We start from the raw sequence: 21,884 nt of genomic DNA on the forward strand, positions 1-21,884 counted from the left end.
CCCAGGCGTCTTCTTTATACCTGTGGCTGGCTGGCCCGGTGCCAGAAAATCAGATTTAACCCCTTCCGCGTAGGACGTTTCCCAAACATACTCCCTGCGCCTGTTTTCCGTTGCAGCCTCCAGGTCAGAGTTCTAGGCTCGGTGGGTCGTTGCTCATCAACGACCGGCTTTGACAGGCCGCAACGATACACAGCGCGCATAACCGTTAATGGCGGTTGTGCATGGGGCACGCTCGCGTGCGCCGGTTTCTGTGTTCGCCGGTCTGTCAACCCATGCACAGCTGCCACCATTCCGTTTGACAGCGGGTTGGCGGTAGCCCCTAGCGAGAACACAGTCCAATGCTAAAAATCTTCCCCGACCCACCCCGCCTCCCCCACTCCCTGGAAGACACCCTCATGCTCGCAACCGACTACGCGCTCTGCGCAGAAGCCGTTGCCCAGCAAGCAATGCTGATGCAACCCAGATCACCCGCCTCCGTGTTGATCATGGCCTCGATGCACGAGCTGGAAACACTCCGCCGTTTGCTCGAATCGGCACTGGCGCAAATACAAAGGCCAGCCGACCCGCAAACCATGCATTGACCAGGGGTATTGCTCGATGACCACCGAAAACACCCAATGCACTGTCGGCAAAACCATCTTCTTCCAAGGTGAAAACCAAACCCACCCGCTGTTCCGCATCGAACCCGGCATCCCCTGCCAGAACGCCCGTGAACAGGCGTCGGAGCTGATGGGCTATGCGCGGGATTTGACCATTGATGGCCTGATGGAAGACAAGCCGAAGCTGATCTGGGCAGCGCACTATCTTTGCGCTCTGGGGAAAGCGCTGCTGGATGATGCGGAGTTGGGAATGATGCGCTGAACCCCAGGGCCAAAGGCGATAGAACTCAGTCGGCTCGCAGCTATCAATCACTGACGCTATCGCCCGCCAAGGGCCCCTGTGCGCACGGCGAATGAGGACGTCGCACGCGCAGGGGCACCACCCCCTAACCCCTCAAATCCGAAACACCCCCACCTGCCCATACAACCCCTGCGCCAACCGCTGCAACGCCCCCGCCGTCTCGGCCGTCTGCTCCACCGCCTGGCTATTCTGCTGCGACATCTGCGCAATGCGTTCAACGTTGCGCGCCACATCCTGGCTAGCCGCGGTCTGTTCGCGCAGTGCCAGGGAAATCTGATCCACCATGCGCACCACGTCCCCCGAAGACTGCCGAATGTTGACGATCGCCTCCCCCGCTTGTTGCGCCAGGGTCACACCGCCTTTGACCTGCTGCACACCCACCTCCATCTGCCCCACGGCCTCGCGGGTGCCGGACTGGATGCGTTTGACCATCTCGGTAATTTCCTGGGTCGAGTTGCCGGTGCGCTGTGCCAGCAGGCGTACTTCGTCGGCCACCACCGCAAAGCCCCTGCCCTGTTCGCCGGCGCGGGCGGCTTCGATGGCGGCGTTCAGGGCCAGCAGGTTGGTCTGCTCGGCAATGCCGCTGATCACGCTGACAATGCTGCTGATCTGCTCGGCATGGCTGTCCAGTTCGCTGATCTGGCCGGCAGAGGCTTCTACGGTCTGGGCGATCAGGTTCATGCGCGCCAGCGTTTCCTGAATCACGCTGCCGCCTTCGCTGGACTGGCGACCAGACTCGCTGGACTGGGCATGCGCTTCCACCGCATTGTCAGAGACATGGTTGATACTCACGGTCAGCTCCTCGACCGTGGCCGCCATCGAGGAGGCCGAGCTCGACTGTTCCTGGGCCGACGCGGAGAGCTGTACCGATGCCGCCGAAATATTGTCGGCAGCCCCCACCAGTTGTTCGGCACTGGCCCTGATCTCGCCAATCATGGTGCGCAGGCGCTCTTGCATGGCAACGAATGCCTGTTGGAGGGTGCTGACTTCATCCTTACCTTCAATGGCGATGGTGTTGTCCAGGCGCCCGTCAGCGATATTGCGCGCCAGCGTTACAGCTTCACCCAGGCGGTGGGTGAGGGTTCTTGCGAGGAATGTGGCGATCAGCACAGCCAGGATTGCAGCGACCAGTCCGCCGGCGATCAGGATGGTGAAGGCGGTGGATTTAGCCTGGTCCATCAGCAGGCTGCGCTCGTCCTGCAGGGATTTCTCGGCCGCCTGGAATTCGTTGATCACGGCGCGCATGGCGTCCATTTTGGCTTTGGCCTGGCCCGAGCTTATCTGGCTGACCAGCGTTGTCAGCGGCGCGCGGTCAGCATTGACCTCGCGGCGCAGGTTCACGCTGGTTTGCATGTCTTGCTGCAACCACTGTTGGTAAAGCTGTTGCAGGCGGGCCAGCCGGCCTTGCTGCTGGGGGTTGTCGGCGGTGGCTTGCTTCAGGCGATTGTAAGCGTCGGTGAACGCCTCTTCGCCTGTGTTCATGGGTTCAAGGAAGCTGTCCTGGCCGGTGAGGGCAAAACCGCGCATGGCGGTTTCTATGTCGACAAGGCTGTTGAGCATGCTGCTGGAGCTGTTGAGCACGTCGTAGCTGTGGATGTTGCGCTTCACGCTACTGCTGACTTGATCGAAGCCTCGCAAGGCGGTCAGTACCAATACGGCGATGATGAGCAGTACAAGACCGAAACCGGCGTACAGTTTTTTCGAGATACTGAGATTGTTGAGCATCGTGGGGGCAACCCTTCAAGGCCTGGCTGGGCGCTACGCTGGGTCCCGTGCACAAGGATGCGGACGGGTTTTGGCGTAGTGACGTTTTGATATCAGGCCTATGATTATCTTGTACAGGAAAAGTTCTTTGTACAATTTTATTCGATTGGGCGATGCGAGGGTTGGATTGGGAGGGGGGTCACCCAGCTCTGGGGCTGGGTGACGATCATGAGCCTAGGCTGGCTTACCAGCTGTAACTCAACTTGGCGGTCACTTCCCGCCCTGGGTTGTAGTAATCGGCCGTACCCGAGCCCACTACATGCTGCTCGTCGAACAGGTTGCTGACATTCAGCGCCAGGTCGGTGCCCTTGGCGATCTTGTAGTTCAGCGCAGCGTCGAACAGGGTGGTGCCGTCGCTTTTCTTGGTGTTGGCCGCGTCCATGAAGTAACCGCCCACGTACCGCGCCCCCAAGCCCACGCTCACGTCGGTGTCGGGTATGTCGTAGTAGCTCCACAGCGAAGCCGTATGCTTGGGCGCAACGGTGAACGCTTTGCCTTTGAGCGAGCTGCCGTCATACAGCGAGCCGCGCAGCACTTCGGTGTCCATGTACGAATAGGCCCCGATCAAGCTGAGGTTTTGCGTGACCTGGGCCTTGGCTTCCAGGTCCAGGCCGCGCGCGCGGGACTCGCCCACGGTTTGCTGCTCGATGATGCCGCTGGGCAGCACCACGGCGATGGTGACGTTTTCCTGGGTCAGGTCGTACACGGCGGCCGAGAACATCGCATCCATGCCCAGCGGCGAGTACTTCACGCCCACTTCGTACTGCCTGCCGGTCTGCGGGGTAACCCCTACCTGCGGCGGCGAAACCGATTCCACCATGCTGACGTAGGTCGACACTTCATCGTTGACGATGTAGGTCAGCGCGCCACGGTAAGAGGTTTCCGAGAAGGTGTCGCTCTGCCTGTTCACCCCCCCCACATACTCGGTGCTGGTCAGGTCCATCGAGTCATTGCGCATACCCACCGTGGCAATGACGCGGTCGTAGAAGGACAGGTTCTGCTGCAGGAACACGGCCTTGGTGGTGGCGTCGTTTTTCTCGCGGCTATACGGCGTGATGCCGCCAGGTACACCAGTGAATACGGGGTTGGCGATGTCTATCGACGGCGCCAGGCTGTACACCGAGCGCTGTTTGTTGGTCGAGTCCAGGTATTCCACGCCCACCAGGGTGCTGCTGTCGATGTGCTCGAACTGGGCATCGTACTGCAGCATCAGGTTGCCATTGAGCTGGTCCGCGTCGCTGTCGGTGCCGAACACGTAGCGGGGGATCACGGTGCCCACCCGCTCGGCGCTGTCGCTCAGGTAGACGTAGCCGAAATCATCGCTCAGCTCGCTGTAGCGCAGGTTGCTGCGCAGGGTGAAACCGTTGTCGAAGTCGTGGGTGATGCTGGCGCTGAGGCTGGTGCGCTCCACATCATGGAAGTTGTAGCCGGGCTCGCCGTAAAAATCGCTGCGGTCGTATTCCTTGTCCAGCGGGTAGCCACCGCTGTTGGGCGAGCTGTTGGTCTTGAGGTAATCGAGAATCACCGTGGCCGAGGTGAAGTCGCTGGGTGCCCAGGTCAGGCCGCCCATCACGAAGCGGTTGTCGTCTTGCGAGTGGTCGTACTCGCGGTCGCTGTTCTGCAGCTTGGCCGTGAAGCGGCCAGCCAGGGTCTGCTCGTCGTTCAGGGCATCGCCCACGTCAATGCCGGTCTCGGCATGGTCGTAGGAGCCGTAGGTCACGTAGCCCTGGCCGAACTTCTCGAAGCGCGGCTGCTTGGTCACGAAGTTCACCGAGCCCCCTGGGTCGGCCGGGCCGAACAGGGTGGAGTTGGCGCCGCGCAGAATCTCGATGCGCTCATAGGCATAGGGGTCTTCGCGCACACCGCGCATCGAGCTCAGGGTAAGGCCGTCGCGGTAGGTGGTGGCCTGGAAGCCGCGGATCTGGAAGTAGTCGTTGCGGTCGTCCGAGCCGTAGAAGTCGCTGACCACGCCCGGGCTGTACTGCAGCGCTTCCTCGGTGGTGCTGACGCTGCGCTGCTCCATTTCCTTGCGGGTCACCACAGACACCGAGGCCGGGGTGTTGAGGATGCTGGTGGCCACCTTGCCACCGACCCACAGTTCCTTGGCCACCACTGAATTGAGGTCGTCATCGGCGCTGGCCTTGACCTTGGCATTGATGATGACCGGCGCCAGCCGGTAATCCTCGGTCGCACCCAGCTCCAGCGGGCCGGCAGCCGGCGCTTGCGCAATGATCTGGTAGGCCTGCGGCCCTTGCTGTTCAACCTGCAGATCGGTCCCCTGCAACAGCGCCGACAACGCGGCGGGCGTCGCCAGGCCGCCCTGCACGCCCGGGGTGGTGCGGTTGGCCACGGTCTGCGCGTCGAAGGCCAGGCTCACACCCGCCTGCCGGGCAAAACGGTCCAGCGCAGGTGCCAGCGGGCCAGCAGGGATATTCCACTGCTGCAGTTGCAGGGTGTGATCAGCGCCAGCAGGTTGCGCCAGCGCTGGCAATGCCGGGCTGCTGACAACCAAACCCAGAATCGCAGCGTGCATGGCACGGCTGAGGGGGTGGCGCTGTGGAACCGGTGTCGAACTCATTTTCTCGCTCCGTAGAGGGTCGGCGGGTGGCCTGTATTCCGGCCTTGTGCAAAGGCCGAACGAGAATGAGAAAACACCTCATTTATTTTCAGAAAAAACGGACGGGGGTAATTGCCTCAGGGTGTACCGACCGCCTGGCGCACTTTCACCAGCAGCTCGTAGAGCTGAAACGGCTTCACCAGCATGTCCATGCCCGCGCCGAGAAAGGCCTGGCGGTCCTGGGCCGCATCGGCGTACCCGGTCATGAACAGCACCGGCAACTGGGGCCGGTAGCACCGCGCCAGGTCGGCCAGTTCGCGGCCGCTGAGGGTCGGCAGGCCAACATCGGTCAGCATCATGTCCAGGCTGGCGTCGTCGCGCAGGTGCCGCAACGCCTCGTCAGTGGTGGTGGCCACCGTACAGCGGTACCCGGCATCGGTCAGCGCTTCTGCCACCGCCACCTGCACCGAGGCCATGTCTTCCACCACCAGCACGTGCTCGCCATTGCCTTGCAGGTTCTGCACGTTGGCCGGCTCCACCGCTACCGCGGCCTCCGCGCTGGCCGGCAGCAACAGGGTCACCTCCGTGCCCTGCCCCACCACGCTGCTCAGCAGCACATGCCCGCCGGACTGCCGGGCGAAGCCGTAGATGGTCGACAGCCCCAGCCCGGTGCCCTGGCCCACCGGTTTGGTGGTGAAGAACGGGTCGAACACCTTTTCCAACAGCTCCGGCTCGATGCCGCTGCCGTTGTCGCGCACGTTGACGGCAATGTAATGGCCGTCCGCCAGGTCGGGGTTGCCCTGCGACCAGGTGGCTGCGGTGTTCACCCAGATCCGCCCCCCCTTGGCCAAGGCATCGCGCGCATTGATCACCAGGTTGAGCACCGCGCTCTCCAGTTGCACCGGGTCGACCAGGGCGATGGCCGGGTGGGTCGACAGGTCCAGGGTAAGCTGGATGCGCTCGCCGATGGTGCGGTTCAGCAGCTCTTCCAGCGAGCGTACATGCTGGTTGACGTCCACCGGGCGGGTATCCAGTGGCTGCTGGCGCGCGAAGGCCAACAACCGGTGGGTCAACGAGGCCGCGCTGGTGGCTGAACTGAGTGCGGCTTCGGCGTACCTGGGCACTTTCTCGATACGGTTTTCCGCCACCCGTTTGCAGATCAGTTCTAGGCTGGTGATGATGCCGGTGAGCAAATTGTTGAAATCGTGGGCAATGCCGCCGGTCAGGCTGCCCAGGGCATCCATTTTCTGCAGTTGCAGCAGTTGCGCTTCAGTGCGTTCGCGCACCGCCACTTCCCGCGCCAACTGGCTGGTGGCATCGTCCAGGCGGGCCAGGTGGGAGCGCTCCCGGTGGCGGTGCTCGGTGATGTCCTCGATGAACACCAGGCACAGCCCTGGCGCCTGGTAGGGCGACAGCTGCCACTCGGTTTCGCGTACATGCCCGTGCACCAGCATGCTCAGGGTGCCCTTCCAGCGCTCGCCAGCCGCCAGGTGCCGGCGCAGGTCGGCCAACGCTGGCTCCTGGCCGCTGGCAAAGCATTCCAGCAGTTGCGAGGGGTTGCTGTTTTCCTGGGTCAGGTGGCTGAATGCCTGGTTGCACTCGTGCACCTTGAACTCGGCGTCGAGCACCGCGATGGGCGCTGATACACCGGTAAATATCTCGCGAAAGCGCGCCTCACTCTGGCGCAGGGCGCGCTCGGCGTCACGCACCCGCAACAGGGTACGCAAGGTTGCCAGCAACACATCCGGGTCTACCGGGTGCACCAGGTAGGCATCGGCGCCAGCGTTCAAGCCGGTGATGATGTCACCGCTCTGGATCGACGCGGCCGACACGTGAATCACCGGCAACAACGCCGTGCGGGCATCTTCGCGCAGCAACCGTACGATATCGAACCCGCTCATGTCGGGCAGGTTCACGTCCAGGATCAAGGCATCTATCTGCTCGTCGCGAATCAGCGCAAGGCCTTCACCGCCGGTGCCTGCCTCCAGCACTTCGTAGCCGTGCACTACCAGGCGCCGGCGCAGTGCGTAGCGGGTGGCGACGTTATCGTCCACGATCAGCAAGCGCACCTCAGGTTTCATCGGCGTTCTCCTGAGCCAGGGCCAGAGGAATCACCACGAAGAAGGTAGAGCCTTCCCCTGGTTCACTGTGCACCCCCACTTCGCCACCCAGCAGCATGGCAAAGCGCTTGCACAACGACAGGCCCAGGCCAGTGCCGCGAAAGCGCTTCTGCAGTGGCGAATCTACCTGGGTGAAATCTTCGAACAACGTATCCAACAGCTCTGCTGCAATGCCAATGCCGGTATCACTGACGGCAAAGCGGATGCGGTCGTCGCCATACAGCTGGGCCGACACCCGCACCTCACCCTGGGCGGTGAACTTCAGCGCGTTGGAAATGAAATTGCGCAGAATCTGCGCGAGCTTCTTGTCATCGGTGTACAGCCGCGGCAGCCCTGTAGGCTCCTCGAAGATAAGGTCGACTGCAGTAGCGTCGACAATCGGCCGGAACATGCCGCGCAAGGCCGCGAACAGATCGAGCATGTCGAACCAGGCCGGCGAGATGCTGATGCGCCCGGCTTCGATCTTGGCAAGGTCGAGCAGGTCGTCGACCATGTCGGACAGCTCGCGGGTGGCGGTGCTGATAAAGGTGACCTGGCGGTGCTGTTCAGCCGACAGCGGCCCGTCGAGCTCGTCGGTAAGCAGGCCGGTGATGCTCAGGATCGAACCCAGCGGCGTGCGGAATTCGTGGCTCATGTACGACAGGAAGCGGCTTTTCAAGTCCGACGCCTGGCGCAGCTGTTCGGCCTGTATGTCCAACTCGGCGTACAGGGCCAGCACGCCCTGGTTGGTTTCTTCCAGTTCGGCACGCAGGGCATCGTTATCCGCCTGCAGCCGGGCAATTACCTCTGCATCAGCCATGCGCCGCCTCCAGGTCGATGACCAGCACGGTTACATCATCCCGGCCCCGGCAGAAGTCGCGGTGCAGCACTGCCGCGATGACAGCCGGGTGGCGGTGCACCAGGCCAGGGTAACTCTCCAGATTCCAACGGGACTGCAGGCCGTCGCTGTACATGATCAACAGTTTTCCATTCGCTTGAGCGTAGTCAAATACCTGGGCTTTTCTATACTGCCCGCCAACGATGCCGGGCAACGAAGCCAACCCACGCACCTGGGTGGCGCTCACCAGGCTGGCGCCGATATTGCCGACGCCGGCAAAACCGAGGTGGTCGCGGGCACCGTCATAGCGTGCTATCGCCACCGCGCCACCACGGCTGCCATTCATGGCCTGGTGCATGGCCTGCAATTGCTCCAACTGGCCGGCGAACGGGGCCTGGGCAAACACTGCCGCGCCCGCGCTGGCTGCAGCCTGGGCATCCACACCGTGGCCCAGGCCGTCGATCACCAGGGCGCTGATACGCTGCCCTTCGATCGCCAGGTGCCAGGTATCGCCACAGGCGGGGTCGCCGTGCAGGGCATGCTGGCTTACCCCCACGCGCAAGTCTGGCGCGTGGTCGCGCTGGGCATGCACGCGCGCCAGCACCACCGCGCCGCGCGCATCGGCGTACACATCGAATACCTGGGCCATGCGCGCCAAGGCCCCCAGGCCGATTCCCTGGGTGCCTGCGGTTGAATAACCGTCGGTCAGGCAGGCCTGTGCATCAAAGCCCTGGGCACGGTCCGCCGTGAGCAGTTCAATGGCATAACCCCCGTGCTCACGGGGCAGCACCCGCAGGTGCAGTTCACCGCAGCCGGCATGCTTGAGCACGTTGCTGCACAGCTCGGTGGCCAGCAGCGCCACACGGCCGCAGTCCTCTTCGTCAAAGCCGTGCCGCTCGGCCAGCTTTTGTGCGGTACGCCGGGCGTGGCCAACATCGCTCGGGTCTGCCAGGCCCATCACGTGGGTCTGGCTGGCGAACAGGTTCATGCCCATCGGGTGATCGTCACGCGTGTGCCCTGCCCTGGCGCGGTGTCCAGTTCAAATTCATCGACCAGCCGCCGAGCGCCGGTCAGGCCCAGGCCCAGGCCACCGCCCGAGGTCCAGCCGTCAGTCAGCGCCAGCTTGATGTCGGGGATGCCGGGGCCCTCATCGCGGAACAACAGGCGCAAACCGGTGCGCCCGCCATCCTCCAGCACAGCCCAGTCCATGTCGCCACCGCCGCCATACACCACCGTATTGCGCGCCAGTTCACTGACTGCCGTCACCAGCTTGGTCAGGTCCACCAGGCGCATGCCGCATTCGCCGGCCAGCTTGCGCGCCAGCTGACGCGCCAGTACCACGTCCTGTTCGATTCGTACCGGTTGGCTGCCGCTTTCGCGCACATTCATTTTTGGCTCACACGTTGACGCAGCACTTGCATGCCACGCTCCACATTGAGTGCCGTGCTGACGCCCGGCAGGGTAAGGCCCAGTTCGACCAAGGTAATGGCCACGGCCGGCTGCATGCCCACCACCATGGTTTCGGCATCCAGGATGCGTGACAGGCCAGAGATGCTGGCGATCATCCGGCCGATGAATGAGTCGACCATGTCCAACGCGGAAATATCGATCAACACGCCCCGGGCCGAGGTACTGCTGATGCGCTCGGTCAGGTCTTCCTGCAGGGTCAGCGCCAGCTGGTCGTGCATGTCGACCTGAATGGTCACAAGCAGGAACTCGCCCATTTGCAGGATCGGGATACGCTCCATGGGCTTACCCCTGCTTGCTGATGTCGCAGCCCAGGCGTGCAAGGGCAAGCTTGAGGGCGTCGGCCAGGCTGGCCTTGGTGGTCAGCGAGCCCAGGTCCAGCCCCAGGTGCACGATGGTCTGGGCGATTTGCGGGCGCACGCCACTGATGATGCAATCGGCGCCCATCAGGCGGATGGCCGTGACGGTCTTCAGCAGGTGCTGGGCGACCAGGGTGTCAACGGTGGGTACACCGGTGATATCGATGATGGCAATTTCCGAGCCGGTGTCGACGATGCGTTGCAGCAGCGACTCCATGACCGTCTGGCTACGCTGCGAGTCCAGCGTACCGATCAGTGGCAGCGCCAGCACCCCGTCCCACAGTTTGACCACAGGGGTAGACAGCTCCAGCAGTTCTTCCTGCTGGCGCCTGATCACTTCCTCGCGGGTTTTCTGGAAGGCGCGGATGGTGTGCATGCCCATGCCATCGAGCAGTTCCGACACCAGCCACAGTTGCTCGGCCAGGCGGGCCGGGTCGCTGCTGTAGTGCGCTTGCAGCAAGCCGAACAGCGGCCCTTTCAAAGCGAAGATGAAGAACGCGGCCTGGTGCGAATCGTGGCCAAGCTGAGCGCGGCTGGCAGAAAGCTTCTCCAGGAACCGGCGCAACGCCTCCCACTCGCTGCCGGCCAGGTGGCTGCCGCCACCAGCGCGCAGGCCGTCCACCAGCAACTGCAGGAACTCCTGGATTTCCTGTGCCAGTACCTGTTCTTTGATATTGCGCGTGGCGCCGTTGGTTTCGAGGCTGGCTGTCCATTCCTCGCGCAGTTGCGCCTGGCTATGTTGGATAGCCTCCAACGTGCTGCCTTGCAGTGTTGCCATGTGCCTTCGCTCCAGTGGTGAAGGCCGGCGTCCCGATGAATGGCCGGCCTGCTGTGAATGACATTTGCCGGTTCGATTAGTTGTGCAGCGGGAAAAGATAATTGCATTGAGCCATTTAGGATAGCCCAACGGCTTCGGATTGCGGCACGGCTGCTGTCAATTCGTGGCTTCTGGCAGGGCTGGCGCACAGCACTGCTTTCTACTCGCAGCCCCTGCCAATCAAAGGCTTCAGCTGCAGGGCGTCGCCCATTTCACCCTCGAGACAGTGGCCATTTGCCAATAGCCGGCAACTACATTTCAGATGTCAAAAAGTTGATACGCCATCATTTTTGATACAGAATTAGAAACAGGATGCATTTTAGCGTATTTCAGTATGCTTAAAGCGAGTGCAGGGAATGGACCAACACACAGCGTACGGTGCGCACACACCGCCCATTGAACAGCTTGACCTCACGGCCCACGGGGTTCTTGGGCATTTCGCCAAGTCATCGCGCAATGCCGCACTGGTCAAATTCCTGATCAGCATGGATCGCCTAGACCGCTGGGCGGTGGACTTCGATGAGGATGCTTCAGGGCAGCAATTCGAAATCCAATTGCTGGTGCAGGAACTGCAGGCGTTCATCGAAGCCTACGCAGGGGTCCTGCACCACGTGCCGCAGCGGTTCGCCGAACTGCTGGCCCAACTTACCTCTTCGCGCTGTATGTACCTGGTGCGCTATGTCGCGCAACACAATGATGCGTTTACCGGAGCGCTGACCCCGCTGCTGGCCGGCGACCTTGCGCAGCCCGCTGATTTCACGGCATTTCGCCGCCGGCTGGATGCCTTCAGCAAAGCTCACCTGCTCAGCGAGATCTTCTGCGCAGAGCGGCTGCGCGAGATATCCCAGATCATGGAGAGTTACGCAGATGTATAACGGACGACCGAACCCTGTTGCTGCAGCGGTAGGCAAATTTGTGGGCAAGCACGCGGCCATGGGCAGCGTCCTGGGTGCCTGGTTACTGCTGGCAGGGCCGGCAGTGGCCGCTTCCAGCAGCCTGGGCGCTACGTCGAGCGGCTTGCTGTCGGAGCAGAGCTCGGTGGTGGCCGAGGCCATCAAGGCCGATGCCCAGGACTGTGCCGACGGCACCAAGGAAGGCACGATCGGCGCCTCCATCAACGACGCACTGAGAATTCATACCGAACTCGCGGCGGCAACACCCAACGTCGAATCGTTGTTCAGCGCCACGGCCGATTGCTTCGGGGGCTTGGGCAGCCTGTTCGACCTCTCTGGCTCCATCCCCAGCCTGGGTTCCATTTTCGCTGCTGCCCAGCAAGCGGTGCTGAAGTACGCGCAGAAGAAAGTGTGTACGGCGGTCCAGCAGGTGTCTTCCATGGTCACCAGCCCTATCAACCAGGCAATTGGCAAAGTCAGCAGCGGCACATCGCTGGCGGACCTGAACGGGCTGACCAATGGCTTGGTCAGCAAGGGCATGAGCACACTCGACCCGGAACTGGGCAGCAGCTACCACAGTACCCCTGCCGGTTACGAGGCCACCTACACGGTCGACGTCAACCCGTTCAATTACGTGCAAACCGACTTCGGCGGCGGCACTGGCACTGGTACTGGCACCAGCAGCCCCGCTGCCACCAACACCGTGGCACCTGCAGCCAGCACCCCGCCCGCAAGCACTTCCAGCAGCACCAGCCGCTCCACGTCCGGGTCAGGCAGCGGGTCGTCCAGCTCGGCTGCCGGCCTGTTCAACTGAAGGGGTTGGGAATGAAGAAAATCGCAGCAGTTGCCGCCGTCGGCCTTGCCCTGGGCACTACGGCGCTTCCGGCCCAGGCCCTGACCTGGGCCTCGGTGCTGACGTTCATCAGCACCATGCAAAGCGAGCTGAGTGCCTGGTCGGTGACGGTCAAGCAAACGGCGCTGTCGGCCAACGTCGTCGCGCAGATGGACAACGATTCGAAAAAGCAGCTTGCCAATGCCGTTGGCGCCATCGAAATGTCCGACCGGGCAATGGCGGCTGTGACCTCATTCGACTCAGCAGTGGGGCAGCCGGTCACCAGCAAGTGCATTGCCCAGCAACAGGGCAAGCTCATGGTCGAGGCCGTTTCTCAGCGCGACAAGGACACAGCGCGCCTGATGGCGACCTATTCCTCGCAACGCGTTGGCTCCAAGGCCGCAGCCGATCAGGAAACGCTGGCCATGCACCGCGACAACTACTGCAGCGTGTCTGAAGCCAGACAGGGCATGTGCACCCTCAACGCCAACGGCATGCAAGGCTGGGATGTGGACTACGCCGGGCCTTTCAGCGAAAAGACCCTTGCCCCGGAAGGCGAGACAGCAGCCTATGCCTACACCGCGATGATCACCGATCAACGGGCTGAAGCACATATCGACTGCAACTCGATCGCCTGCAATGCCGCCCAGTCGCAGCAACTTGCCGCCTCGGCAATGACTGCCATGGCTGCCAATTCTCTTGTCGGGCAAGTGACGGACCGTCGCGTGCCAATGCTCACGGGGCAGTGATATGAATTTCCGGCTCAAGTTAGCCAGCATCGTCGCAGGTTCGACCATGCTGTCGGGTGTGTCCTACGGCGCGTTGTACGGTTTCGGCCCCGCCGAAATGTGGACTGCAGCGCAGATCACCGCACTGTCAGGTTCCGTGGGCGGCAACATCACCACGTTTGGCACGACCTTCGCCAACCAGATGAACATCAAGTTCGAGCAGATCATCTCTGCCGTTGCCGTAGCCACCAAGCAGGAGGCACTGTCGGCAAGTGTGATTGCGGACAACAGCAGGCAAACCGCCGAGCAACTGATCAACGCCAGCCGTGCGCAGCAACAGAACGCGGCGGCGACCAAGGCCTATCTCGATTTCAATGCCGCTACCGGCCAAGGTTTCGACCCTTGCGGTACCGTGGTCAAGAACAAGTCGATGGACATCGCATTCACCAGCATGGCGGCCAGAGCCAAGGCAGCAGTTGGTGAACTGGATGCCTCTCCGGGTCGCTTGGTGCCTTCCACCGGCCAGGCGATGCAGCAGCGCCTGGAAGAGCACCGCGCCAAGTTCTGTACCGAAGCCGAGGCAAACGCCGGCCTCTGTACCCTCAGCAAGCTGCCCGGTGGCGACACCAACGCGGCGCTGCTGTTTGAAGCCGCCGATGCCGATTCGCTGGCTACCGAGGCGCGCACGGCCTACATCCAGCATGTGATAGGCCCGCCAGACGAGGCCCTGGCCAAGGAAGCTGGCGCTACGCCTGCCGGCGAAACCTACATGGTGCAGAAAAACCGCAAGGACTCGATGCTGTCCATACCCGCCTACAGCCTGTCGATGATCAACGCGGCCAACACCCGCAGCAAGGAATTCGGCGGTAAGTCGCCCAATGAAGTGCTCAAGCTACGTGTGAACCAGTACTTTGGTGGCAAGGAGGCGCTGGAGTGGTCAGGCAACCTGGCGCGCCAGACGCAGCGTGGGTTGCTGGTCGAAGCGGCCAAGATGGGTGGCCTTGAGGTCTGGATCCATCAGCAACAGTACGAGCAGAACCAACGGTTGCTCGCCAACTTGGCAACGCTGGTCATCGCCTCCTCCGACGGCCTGAGCGCCCCTCTGGAAGCGCGCTACCAGAAGGTGCTGTCTGAAACTGCAGCGCAAGCGGTACAGTGAGGTGCCCATGAAACGGAATTTCGACGAAGCGCGTGAAGCACGCAAATGGAAGGTTTCGCTGGGTGCGTCGCTTGTCCTGACTTCTACGCTGGCCTGGGCCTATTGCCCGCCCCAGTATCAGGAAAACACCGTAGCACCGGCATTCTCGGCTGCGACCCAGACCCTCAACGGCCTGGTGTCCGGGGTGGATGCGACGCTGTCGGCCCTGCTTGAAACCCAGAGCCAGCGCCTGACCTCGGCCATTGCGGTCCTGACCAAGCAAAAAGCCTTGGCGGCGAACCAGATCGCAGAGGCAGGGCACAATGCCGCCCAGCAAACGGCCACGGGGCTCAAGGTGCTCGCGCAGACCCAGCGCGTGAAGCAGTCACGCTTCGACTACGGTGGCGAATTCGGCCAAGGCTTTTCGCCTTGCTCGGTCTACGCGACCCGTACGCTGATCAGCGCCCGCGATGCCGATATGGGCGGCGAGGTGCGCCAGCGCGTCAAGTCGGAAATCGTCGCCGCCCCCGGGACCTACGCCGAGCCCATCAGCGCCCAGGCGGCACTGGTGCAGGCACGCAAGCCATTCTGCACCCAGGACCAGGCAGATTCTGGCCTGTGCGAATCGGTCGGTACGCTGCCGGGCGCCGACCTGACCGTGGCAACCTTGTTCGAACCCACCATGGAAAACGAACCGCTGTACCAAGCGAAAGTCGGCTTCGTCAATAACCTGGCCGGCCTGCCAGACGGACCAGTGCCGGCAGCGGCGGGCAAGTCCGCCGCCACCGAAGACTATGCCCTGTCCAAAGCCCGCAAAGATGCCCTGGTATCGCCGGCACTTGCCAGCCTGAAGGCCATTCAGCTTGACTACTCCGGCGTGGAAGGCAAGGAAACAGGTACTGACCTGCCACTGGCCGTGCACTTTCGCAACGAGGTCAAACGGTATTCGGGCAATACCGCCCAATACGACAGCTGGGCCAGGGTCATGTCTGCGCAGAACGAACGCGGCGCGCTGATCGAGATCCTGAAGATCAAGGCGCTGGACCTGGCCATCCAGGAAAAACAGTATCGCCAGTACGAAAGCATGGAAGCCCAGCTGGCCTCATTGGTGTCGATGTCGGTAGCTGGCGCGGGGGCTCAAGCCCAGACCAGCCAGGCAGCAGCGGACGCCGCCAAGCAAAACGTGCAGCAGAGCGTGAAGTGACGGAGCGCAAGGGATGAACATGACAATCTTGCGCGGCATCGCTGGCCTGGGCCTGCTGGCTTGCGCCTGTGGCGCCATGGCGGACACCTGCATGGTGTCCCCTACCGACAAAGAAATTGTTTCTGGCCGTTTCGGTAAATTTCGCGGCGGCGGCTCGGCCAACCATGGCTCGGCCAACCAGAAAGCGCACATGCACGACGGGCTGGACTTCTCCACCAGCGGTACTTCGCAACCCGTGTACGCCACCACCGAAGGCAAGATTACCTTTGCAGGCTCCAGAGGCTCGGCAGGTAACGCGATTCTGATCCAGCGCGCCAACGGCGATATCGTTGCGTACTACCACCTCAGCGGCTTCGCCAACGGCATCAAGCAGGGCGTTACGGTCAAACCGGGGCAGAAACTGGGGTTATCCGGTAACACCCCCAGCACATCCATGGCCAAGCACTTGCACTTCACCTACGGCACCACCAAACGGGACGAAGCCAGGGCCAAAGCGTTCAGGGAAAATGCCCACCGCGGGCCATTCAACCCGGCACAGTTGCCATCCGCCGTGATCAACCCTCAGCCTGGTATTGGCTGGAAGACTGACCCGGCCCCCTATTTCTGCCAAACTTACGCCATCCAGGACGGCCACCCCGAGCACTACCCGATTCTGGGCAAGGACACCAAAGCGCAACACCAGATCCTTTTCGGTAATGTACCTGCGGGCGGCGTTGCCCCAGACTCCACCGCCGAGCCTGTCCAGGTGGCAGCAGCCAACGCCGATGCTGCGTTGGCCGAAGCGGATGGCAAGGCGCCCGCGATGTACTTGTCCGATTCTGATGGCTATGGTGCCTTGCCAACCGCTCCGATCGGTGGCTATGACACCATGTCGGTGTCGGAAATGCTCGCGACCGAAGCCGGCCGGCGCTTCAGCGATGCCGAGTGGAACAACAGCATTACCCATGTGTCCAGCCGCGCCCTGTGGGTCGACTACAACCGGGCGGTGGGGGTCGGCAATTACTTGTCGGAAGCGATTTATCGCAAAAAGGAAAAAGTTGAAGCATTGCTTGCCGTTTACGCGTCGCAGAAATTGGCAGGTCAAAGGATTCAGACCGACGGGGCCCAGCAGCGAGCCCAGAAAGGAGCTGTTTCCAGATCCATTGAATAATGCGGCGCCCACGAAAGGTAAACATAGATGGAACCCAAAGAACTCGATAAGCCTGATCAAGCCGCCGCTGATTCTGCTGCCGGGCCAATAGCCCAGCCAGGGCGCAGCTATGCAGGTATCCTGGTCCATCGTGGCGTAGCGCCTCTGAACAATGACCCGAACAGCAAGAACGCTTACGCCCTCACGGTCAAAACCACTGAGGGTGAAGTGATCTTCGCGGATCCCGGTTTCGCTGAACTCATGGAAAGCACGCCCGTCCAAGTTGGCGCCCCAGTGCGCCTGGACCCCCACGAAGGCGGCTGGCGGGTGCAACAGATCAGTGCCGAGCAGTTGCAGGCATTCAATGCCAACGCAGGCAGCACACACGCGCTCGACAACCCGCAAGCAGCAGGTAACGACAGCGCTCGGAACACGTCCGCCGCCCCTGACCCAGATGCACTGGATGCGCTGATGAAAGTGGCGGCTGAGTTGAAGGCCACACCCGCGTCACTGGACCCGGAGGAAGTGCGACGCATCGATGAATCACTGAATGAACGAACCAAAGCCGCCCCACAGCGCGAACATGGCGGCGCAGCAACGCTGCTGCAGGGCAGCGCAGAACTTCTGGGCGGCGTGGCATCGTTGACGGGCGCAGCCATGCACGGCATTGGCAAAGGTGCAAGCGCCCTGGCCGATGCCTGGCGTGAGGGCAGCAAGGCCGGGCCTGTCGAACCTTCACCTGGGCTTGCAGAGTCCGAAGAGATGCTGGGCCGGGTACAGGTTCTGCCTCGTCTGTCCGAATACCGCGTGGACCAGGTCGAGAAAGCCGCTGGCAATTATGCCAAGGCCCATGCCGCGTTCTGGAGCGCGGGTACCATGCCACAGGTGCTGGAGCAGATCGAGGCGCGGGCCGGGCAAGCCGGCCTGAGCGTGCCCGAAGTGATCGAAAAGATGAAACCTGACGGTGAATTCACCGACTTGCATCACGCGTTCACCGACGCAGTGGCGCAGTCCCCTGATGCGCAAGGCCACCGGAAAGCCATGGACAAGGCGCTTACCGGCTGGGCGCGCCAGTACGGCCGGGCCCAGGAAGAGCTGCTGAACCCTGAAACCGAAGGCAACGCGCACTACGACAAGCTCAAGGCCCGCCTGGAGACGTCCTGCGAAAATATCCATGACAACGCAAGCAAAACCCCGGCATTCGAAGGGGAAGCACAATCGCATCTGGAGCGCTTGCAAGCGTCCATGCAGCGCATCTTCGAACGCCTGAAAGAGATGATGCAAGGCATCGTAAACATGGTTGGCAACAAGGCCCAAGGTAACTCGCAGGACAATGACATGGCGCCGTGAAGCCTGGCCAGCCGGCACCTGAATGGCGCCGGCAAGGCATTCGTATTCACTACGCAAGGAGGATGCAATGAGCGAGTACAGCAGCTGGAAAGACATCACCGCCACCCCGCAGGCCCACCTGGACTTTCTTCGGGTGATCGATGGCAAGCTGGAAGAAGGCCTGGGTGGCAAGAACTTGTATGAAACGCTCGCCAAGGACGTCACCGTAGAAGGCAAAGCGTTCAGCCAGGCTTTCCACCTGAACAAACTGGAATCCAGTTCATACGGTTGGGACACCGACGAAACGCCGGACCCGGTCAAGCTGGAAATCGTCGAGTTGACCACAAAGATCAAGGATGCCGACCCAGGTTATGACCTTGCCCACTTCACGGTCGGCTATGAGTACATGATCACGGAGATGAAAGAGCGCGGCGTGCAAGTGGATGCCGGTCTGGACCACAGCGACCCGGCGCCCACGATCCGTAGCGGTTCTAACTACGAACCTGGCCTGTGACGCTGGAGGTACTTGTGAAAGCGATCATGCCTCTTTTGCTGGCTTTCAGCGTGCCGACACTGGCGCTTGCTGGCCAGGCCCAGCAAGCGCCAGTGGCCGAGGAGCAGTGGCAGGAGCTCCCGCGCAATACCACCATCTACGTACCGGTACCCAAACAGGTCACGCCGGTCGCGGCTTATCGCTCGTGCTCGAACCGCTATGAAGGTGAACAGTGCGATTTCACCACGCCGCGGCAAGGCGTGATCGAAGGCACGTGCCAGGCCCCGGAATTGCGTCAGCCCCCCGCCTACGGCTACGAGGTGCAGCAATACCCCGCACAGGTACGCACGGCCCTGGTTTGCATGCCTGTCGAAGGCCCGGGGGGTGACGGCCGTGATAACCCAGGCCACGAGACCGCGCTGCCGCCGCCGGCTGCGGCCCCGTCAACCTCCGGTCCCGAGGGCTGAGCAGTCAGAACTGGCGCAGGCTGCCATCTGCGGGCAGGTCAGTCGACACCCTGTCCGGGGGTAGCCGACTGCAGCAGCGCCATGATGAACCGCTGCGTGTCCGGCAACTGCCTGCCGAACGCCTCATCCAGCTCAGGTGCGACCTCTATATCGCCTGCACGCAAGCTGCGGGCAACCTGATCCTGGTACTCCTTGACGAAGCGCTGGCGGATGGCCTGCGCTTCAGCGCTGTCGCTGGCGACCAAGCCTTCCAACAGTGCCTGCGCTGCCCGCATGAATACCAGGCTGCGCTCGTATTGCAATTGCCTGAGCCGGGATTGCTCGAGCACTGCGGCATAATACCTGTCCAGTACCTCGACCCTTGCCTGCAGCAACTCATTGTTGCTCTGCAAGGCCGCATAAGCTTCAGGATTGACAGCCGCCGCTTGAGCGTGCGCATTCTTGGCAGCGTCAGCCACTTTGGACATTTGCTCGTACATCGAGTCGATAATGCTTTTCTGGCGCTGCACGACAGTCCGCAGCTCCACCGCCTCCTGGAAATACTGCCTCACGTGGTCCCTGAGGGGCTCCAGTTTTTCGTTGGCGCATGCGGCGCCTGCGTCCCAGCCCTGCGCATACCCCTGATCGAAGCCCTCTTCAAGCCCCTCCTTGCGCCCCTGGCTGCGCCCGACATGCAGGTTGGAAATTGCATGATCGAGCGAGCCGGTGTATCCACCATCCAGGCCACCACCCGGTCTGCCCGCACCCCAGTTATGGTCCATCTCGCCATCTCCCTGGATCGGCGCGTCCTCGGAACATGCGCCGCTAGATTCTGGTCAATGCCTGACCCGATACTGTCGACCGGTTCAGCGCGTCGTCTTCACCTCGCCCCCAGCTGCTTGCTGAGCCTGGGCTTGAGGCAAGGCAAATTCGGCAAGACGATGCAGCGCAACCGCTACCCAATCGCCGCCGAAACGTTCGTCCTCCAGCACTGACTTCAGCGCCAGGATCGGCACGCAATGCCTTCCCTCACCTTGGACATAAAAAGCGGCCATCCATTCGGGCAGCAAATGCTTAATATCTTGGTGGGTTTCCACGCTGAACGCCAGCGCAAGGATACCAGGCAGCGACTTGACCTCGCGGCTGGGCAGCGCTTCGGCTAGCCAGAAGGCCACGTCGCCGAGCTGGCCCGCCTGGATAGGCAGCAGGGCCACAACCTTGTGCCCCTCCTGATCAACGACAATACCTGGCTCAATCTCGAGCGTTGGCGCGTCAAAGCTGATCGGTTCCCGACGAATGGGCAGCGACTTGAGGAAATGCTCCAGCAGCGTGTACAGCTCGAAAGCTACCGGAATGTCCTTCTGAATGGCGGGCGCACTTCTGGCCATCACGCCGACGAAGCCACCCCCTGCCTCAGCGAGCACATCGCCCCCGATGGCCTGCGCCACGAACGCCTCGAGTTCATCCAACGAATACATGGTCACACTCCCGCACAATGGCTTCGCCAAGTTGAACGCCAACTTGCTGCTCTATCGGCCATACCACCTGCTACAGCGCTCAGGGTTGGCGAGCGAGTGGGGTGCTTTGCCGGTACTGACCGAAAAACTCGAACTCAACCCGCCGATTAGCTGCGCGCCCAGCCGCAGTGGCGTTCGAGGCAATGTAACCGCCTTCCTGGCCTTCGGCGCTGATCTTGGCTGGGGCTACACCGCGCTGAACGAGGTACATTTTTGCCGCCTGCGCCCTGAGCAGGGCGACCCTGCGATTGGCTTCTACCGTACCCACACTGTCGGTAAAGCCAACGATCTTCACCTGCAGCGCGTCCTGGGCCGAGCGCACCAGAACATCGCCGTCCTCGGCACTCGGGCTGAAGCGCGCATGGCCAAAAGCAAAATTGAGCGTCATGTGGTTGATCGACGACTGCACCTGCTCCTGCCGCGCCCTGATTGCCAGAAGCTCCTGTCGGCTACCATTGGCGTCGGCCTCCGCCGCTGCCAGCCGAACCCGCAAGCTCTGGATCTCGCTGTTCAGGGCATTGATGGTCTGCTGCATTTGCGCGGTGTCCTGGCCTTGCGCAGAGGGTGCTGCATAGGGAAGCGGTGCAACAGGGCTTTCGACCAGCTCGAACCCTGCCAACGCCTTCGGCGCCAACGTGGCCGAGAGGCACGCGAACACCAGCGGCAGCCATCTATGAGGGGTGAAAACGAGGGTGCTCATACATCTCTCCAATATCGCAATACCACGGAAACGATGGCCGACCAGGCGTACCCCAACAGCAACACGAGGATGCCTACCAGCAAATAGGTGCGCAGCGGGTCCATGGCATCCTGGCCCAATGGCTGCAGCCCTGGAGCCAACGTGGCGGGGAACCAGGCGAACAGCAATGCCACCAATGGCGCCAACCACAGGCCACGGCGCAATCGACGTTGGTCCCCGTCCCGCGTCCACCACGCGAACCAGCCCAGGCTGAGCAGATAGGCAGGCAGCAACATGACGCTCAACAACAGTGCTGAAAAGGACAACGCGGCGATATAGAAGCGGGGTGACCCTTCGGCCATTTCACCCATCAGGGTTGCAGCCACAGCGATGGTGAAAGCAACCAGCGCTACCCACAGCGGCACCGACAACAGCCACAGTGCTGCGCGTCGATCCCCCGCGGCCCTGGGGTCCGGCCCCACCGCGAGTGGAGGTAATGCGTAGGACATGCGTGGAAACTCCTTGTAAAGGCCACCCGTGCGGCCAGGTCCAGATGAACCGCCGTTGCGTCACAGGCAACGTTTGACACCCTGTCACTTGTTAGAATGACTTGTTAGAAAAATGCACGTAATGATGGCAAGTATGAGTTTCACGCGTTTTCGCGTCAAGATTTGAATAGCCCTATGAACCCGCGC

The 21,884-nt window shown here is 62.0% G+C and carries 23 protein-coding genes and 1 pseudogene; 11 read left to right on the forward strand and 13 right to left on the reverse strand.

Features of this window, described 5'->3' with window-relative positions; translation table 11 throughout:
- The first annotated feature begins 338 nt into the window (after positions 1 to 338).
- A complete protein-coding gene (locus tag K4A76_RS20280; protein WP_274411014.1) occupies positions 339 to 581 on the forward strand; it encodes a hypothetical protein in 243 nt (80 codons plus the stop codon).
- A 16-nt stretch (positions 582 to 597) separates the two neighbouring features.
- Positions 598 to 861, forward strand: a complete 264-nt coding sequence (locus K4A76_RS20285) for a DUF3077 domain-containing protein (protein ID WP_009683500.1) — start codon at positions 598 to 600, stop codon at positions 859 to 861.
- 132 nt (positions 862 to 993) lie between these two features.
- Here the strand turns inward: K4A76_RS20285 and K4A76_RS23965 are convergent, their stop codons facing one another.
- The 9 genes and pseudogenes from K4A76_RS23965 to K4A76_RS20325 form a co-directional block, all read right to left on the reverse strand.
- The gene (locus K4A76_RS23965) at positions 994 to 1,857 is read right to left on the reverse strand and encodes a methyl-accepting chemotaxis protein (protein ID WP_443218428.1); all 864 of its coding nucleotides are present in this window, start codon (positions 1,855 to 1,857) and stop codon (positions 994 to 996) included.
- 39 nt (positions 1,858 to 1,896) lie between these two features.
- Positions 1,897 to 2,625: pseudogene (locus K4A76_RS23970) on the reverse strand (CHASE3 domain-containing protein); the annotation flags it as partial.
- A gap of 223 nt (positions 2,626 to 2,848) precedes the next feature.
- The gene (locus K4A76_RS20295) at positions 2,849 to 5,242 is read right to left on the reverse strand and encodes a TonB-dependent siderophore receptor (protein WP_161892903.1); all 2,394 of its coding nucleotides are present in this window, start codon (positions 5,240 to 5,242) and stop codon (positions 2,849 to 2,851) included.
- A gap of 116 nt (positions 5,243 to 5,358) precedes the next feature.
- Positions 5,359 to 7,302, reverse strand: coding sequence for a response regulator (locus tag K4A76_RS20300; protein WP_274411016.1), 1,944 nt, complete (start codon positions 7,300 to 7,302; stop codon positions 5,359 to 5,361).
- Entirely contained in the window at positions 7,292 to 8,140 is an 849-nt protein-coding gene (locus tag K4A76_RS20305) for a sensor histidine kinase (RefSeq protein ID WP_054911674.1), read from the reverse strand. The genes K4A76_RS20300 and K4A76_RS20305 overlap by 11 nt, the downstream gene beginning before the upstream one ends.
- The gene (locus K4A76_RS20310) at positions 8,133 to 9,146 is read right to left on the reverse strand and encodes an ATP-binding protein (RefSeq protein WP_274412316.1); all 1,014 of its coding nucleotides are present in this window, start codon (positions 9,144 to 9,146) and stop codon (positions 8,133 to 8,135) included. The genes K4A76_RS20305 and K4A76_RS20310 overlap by 8 nt, the downstream gene beginning before the upstream one ends.
- Positions 9,143 to 9,547 carry an anti-sigma regulatory factor gene (locus K4A76_RS20315; protein ID WP_009683493.1) on the reverse strand — a complete coding sequence of 135 codons (405 nt, stop codon included), beginning with the start codon at positions 9,545 to 9,547 and terminating at the stop codon, positions 9,143 to 9,145. The genes K4A76_RS20310 and K4A76_RS20315 overlap by 4 nt, the downstream gene beginning before the upstream one ends.
- A complete protein-coding gene (locus K4A76_RS20320) occupies positions 9,544 to 9,906 on the reverse strand; it encodes an STAS domain-containing protein (protein WP_054905950.1) in 363 nt (120 codons plus the stop codon). Before K4A76_RS20320 ends, K4A76_RS20315 begins: the two co-directional genes overlap by 4 nt.
- A 4-nt stretch (positions 9,907 to 9,910) precedes the next feature.
- The gene (locus K4A76_RS20325; RefSeq protein WP_274411017.1) at positions 9,911 to 10,762 is read right to left on the reverse strand and encodes an STAS domain-containing protein; all 852 of its coding nucleotides are present in this window, start codon (positions 10,760 to 10,762) and stop codon (positions 9,911 to 9,913) included.
- A 395-nt stretch (positions 10,763 to 11,157) separates the two neighbouring features.
- On the opposite strand from K4A76_RS20325, the gene K4A76_RS20330 reads away from it, so the two are divergent.
- The 9 genes from K4A76_RS20330 to K4A76_RS20370 all read left to right on the forward strand — a co-directional run bounded on the left by K4A76_RS20330 (position 11,158) and on the right by K4A76_RS20370 (position 19,014).
- Complete coding sequence (locus K4A76_RS20330; RefSeq protein ID WP_274411018.1) at positions 11,158 to 11,676, forward strand: type IVB secretion system protein IcmW; 519 nt, start codon at positions 11,158 to 11,160, stop codon at positions 11,674 to 11,676.
- A 58-nt stretch (positions 11,677 to 11,734) separates the two neighbouring features.
- The gene (locus K4A76_RS20335; RefSeq protein ID WP_274411019.1) at positions 11,735 to 12,508 is read left to right on the forward strand and encodes a hypothetical protein; all 774 of its coding nucleotides are present in this window, start codon (positions 11,735 to 11,737) and stop codon (positions 12,506 to 12,508) included.
- Positions 12,509 to 12,519: 11 nt separating this feature from the next.
- Positions 12,520 to 13,275, forward strand: coding sequence for a hypothetical protein (locus tag K4A76_RS20340; RefSeq protein WP_110676552.1), 756 nt, complete (start codon positions 12,520 to 12,522; stop codon positions 13,273 to 13,275).
- A gap of 1 nt (position 13,276) precedes the next feature.
- Positions 13,277 to 14,413 carry a hypothetical protein gene (locus K4A76_RS20345; protein ID WP_110676553.1) on the forward strand — a complete coding sequence of 379 codons (1,137 nt, stop codon included), beginning with the start codon at positions 13,277 to 13,279 and terminating at the stop codon, positions 14,411 to 14,413.
- 7 nt (positions 14,414 to 14,420) lie between these two features.
- Positions 14,421 to 15,596, forward strand: a complete 1,176-nt coding sequence (locus tag K4A76_RS20350) for a hypothetical protein (RefSeq protein ID WP_274411020.1) — start codon at positions 14,421 to 14,423, stop codon at positions 15,594 to 15,596.
- Positions 15,597 to 15,609: 13 nt separating this feature from the next.
- Positions 15,610 to 16,746: a M23 family metallopeptidase gene (locus tag K4A76_RS20355; RefSeq protein WP_274411021.1), complete on the forward strand. Its 1,137-nt coding sequence runs from the start codon at positions 15,610 to 15,612 to the stop codon at positions 16,744 to 16,746.
- Positions 16,747 to 16,773: 27 nt separating this feature from the next.
- Positions 16,774 to 18,075 carry a hypothetical protein gene (locus tag K4A76_RS20360; protein ID WP_274411022.1) on the forward strand — a complete coding sequence of 434 codons (1,302 nt, stop codon included), beginning with the start codon at positions 16,774 to 16,776 and terminating at the stop codon, positions 18,073 to 18,075.
- Positions 18,076 to 18,142: 67 nt separating this feature from the next.
- Complete coding sequence (locus tag K4A76_RS20365) at positions 18,143 to 18,568, forward strand: hypothetical protein (RefSeq protein WP_274411023.1); 426 nt, start codon at positions 18,143 to 18,145, stop codon at positions 18,566 to 18,568.
- 14 nt (positions 18,569 to 18,582) lie between these two features.
- Positions 18,583 to 19,014, forward strand: coding sequence for a hypothetical protein (locus K4A76_RS20370; protein WP_274411024.1), 432 nt, complete (start codon positions 18,583 to 18,585; stop codon positions 19,012 to 19,014).
- Between the two features lie 38 nt (positions 19,015 to 19,052).
- On the opposite strand, the gene K4A76_RS20375 is transcribed toward K4A76_RS20370, so the two are convergent.
- From K4A76_RS20375 to K4A76_RS20390, 4 genes are all read right to left on the reverse strand, one after another.
- Positions 19,053 to 19,775 carry a Yae1 family protein gene (locus tag K4A76_RS20375; RefSeq protein ID WP_274411025.1) on the reverse strand — a complete coding sequence of 241 codons (723 nt, stop codon included), beginning with the start codon at positions 19,773 to 19,775 and terminating at the stop codon, positions 19,053 to 19,055.
- Positions 19,776 to 19,859: 84 nt separating this feature from the next.
- Positions 19,860 to 20,471: a hypothetical protein gene (locus K4A76_RS20380; RefSeq protein WP_274411026.1), complete on the reverse strand. Its 612-nt coding sequence runs from the start codon at positions 20,469 to 20,471 to the stop codon at positions 19,860 to 19,862.
- 79 nt (positions 20,472 to 20,550) lie between these two features.
- The gene (locus tag K4A76_RS20385) at positions 20,551 to 21,210 is read right to left on the reverse strand and encodes an OmpA family protein (RefSeq protein WP_274411027.1); all 660 of its coding nucleotides are present in this window, start codon (positions 21,208 to 21,210) and stop codon (positions 20,551 to 20,553) included.
- The gene (locus K4A76_RS20390; RefSeq protein WP_274411028.1) at positions 21,207 to 21,698 is read right to left on the reverse strand and encodes a hypothetical protein; all 492 of its coding nucleotides are present in this window, start codon (positions 21,696 to 21,698) and stop codon (positions 21,207 to 21,209) included. Before K4A76_RS20390 ends, K4A76_RS20385 begins: the two co-directional genes overlap by 4 nt.
- Positions 21,699 to 21,884 lie beyond the last annotated feature (186 nt).

This window comes from Pseudomonas sp. NEEL19, from assembly GCF_028751975.1.
GTDB classification, from domain to species: domain Bacteria; phylum Pseudomonadota; class Gammaproteobacteria; order Pseudomonadales; family Pseudomonadaceae; genus Aquipseudomonas; species Aquipseudomonas juntendi.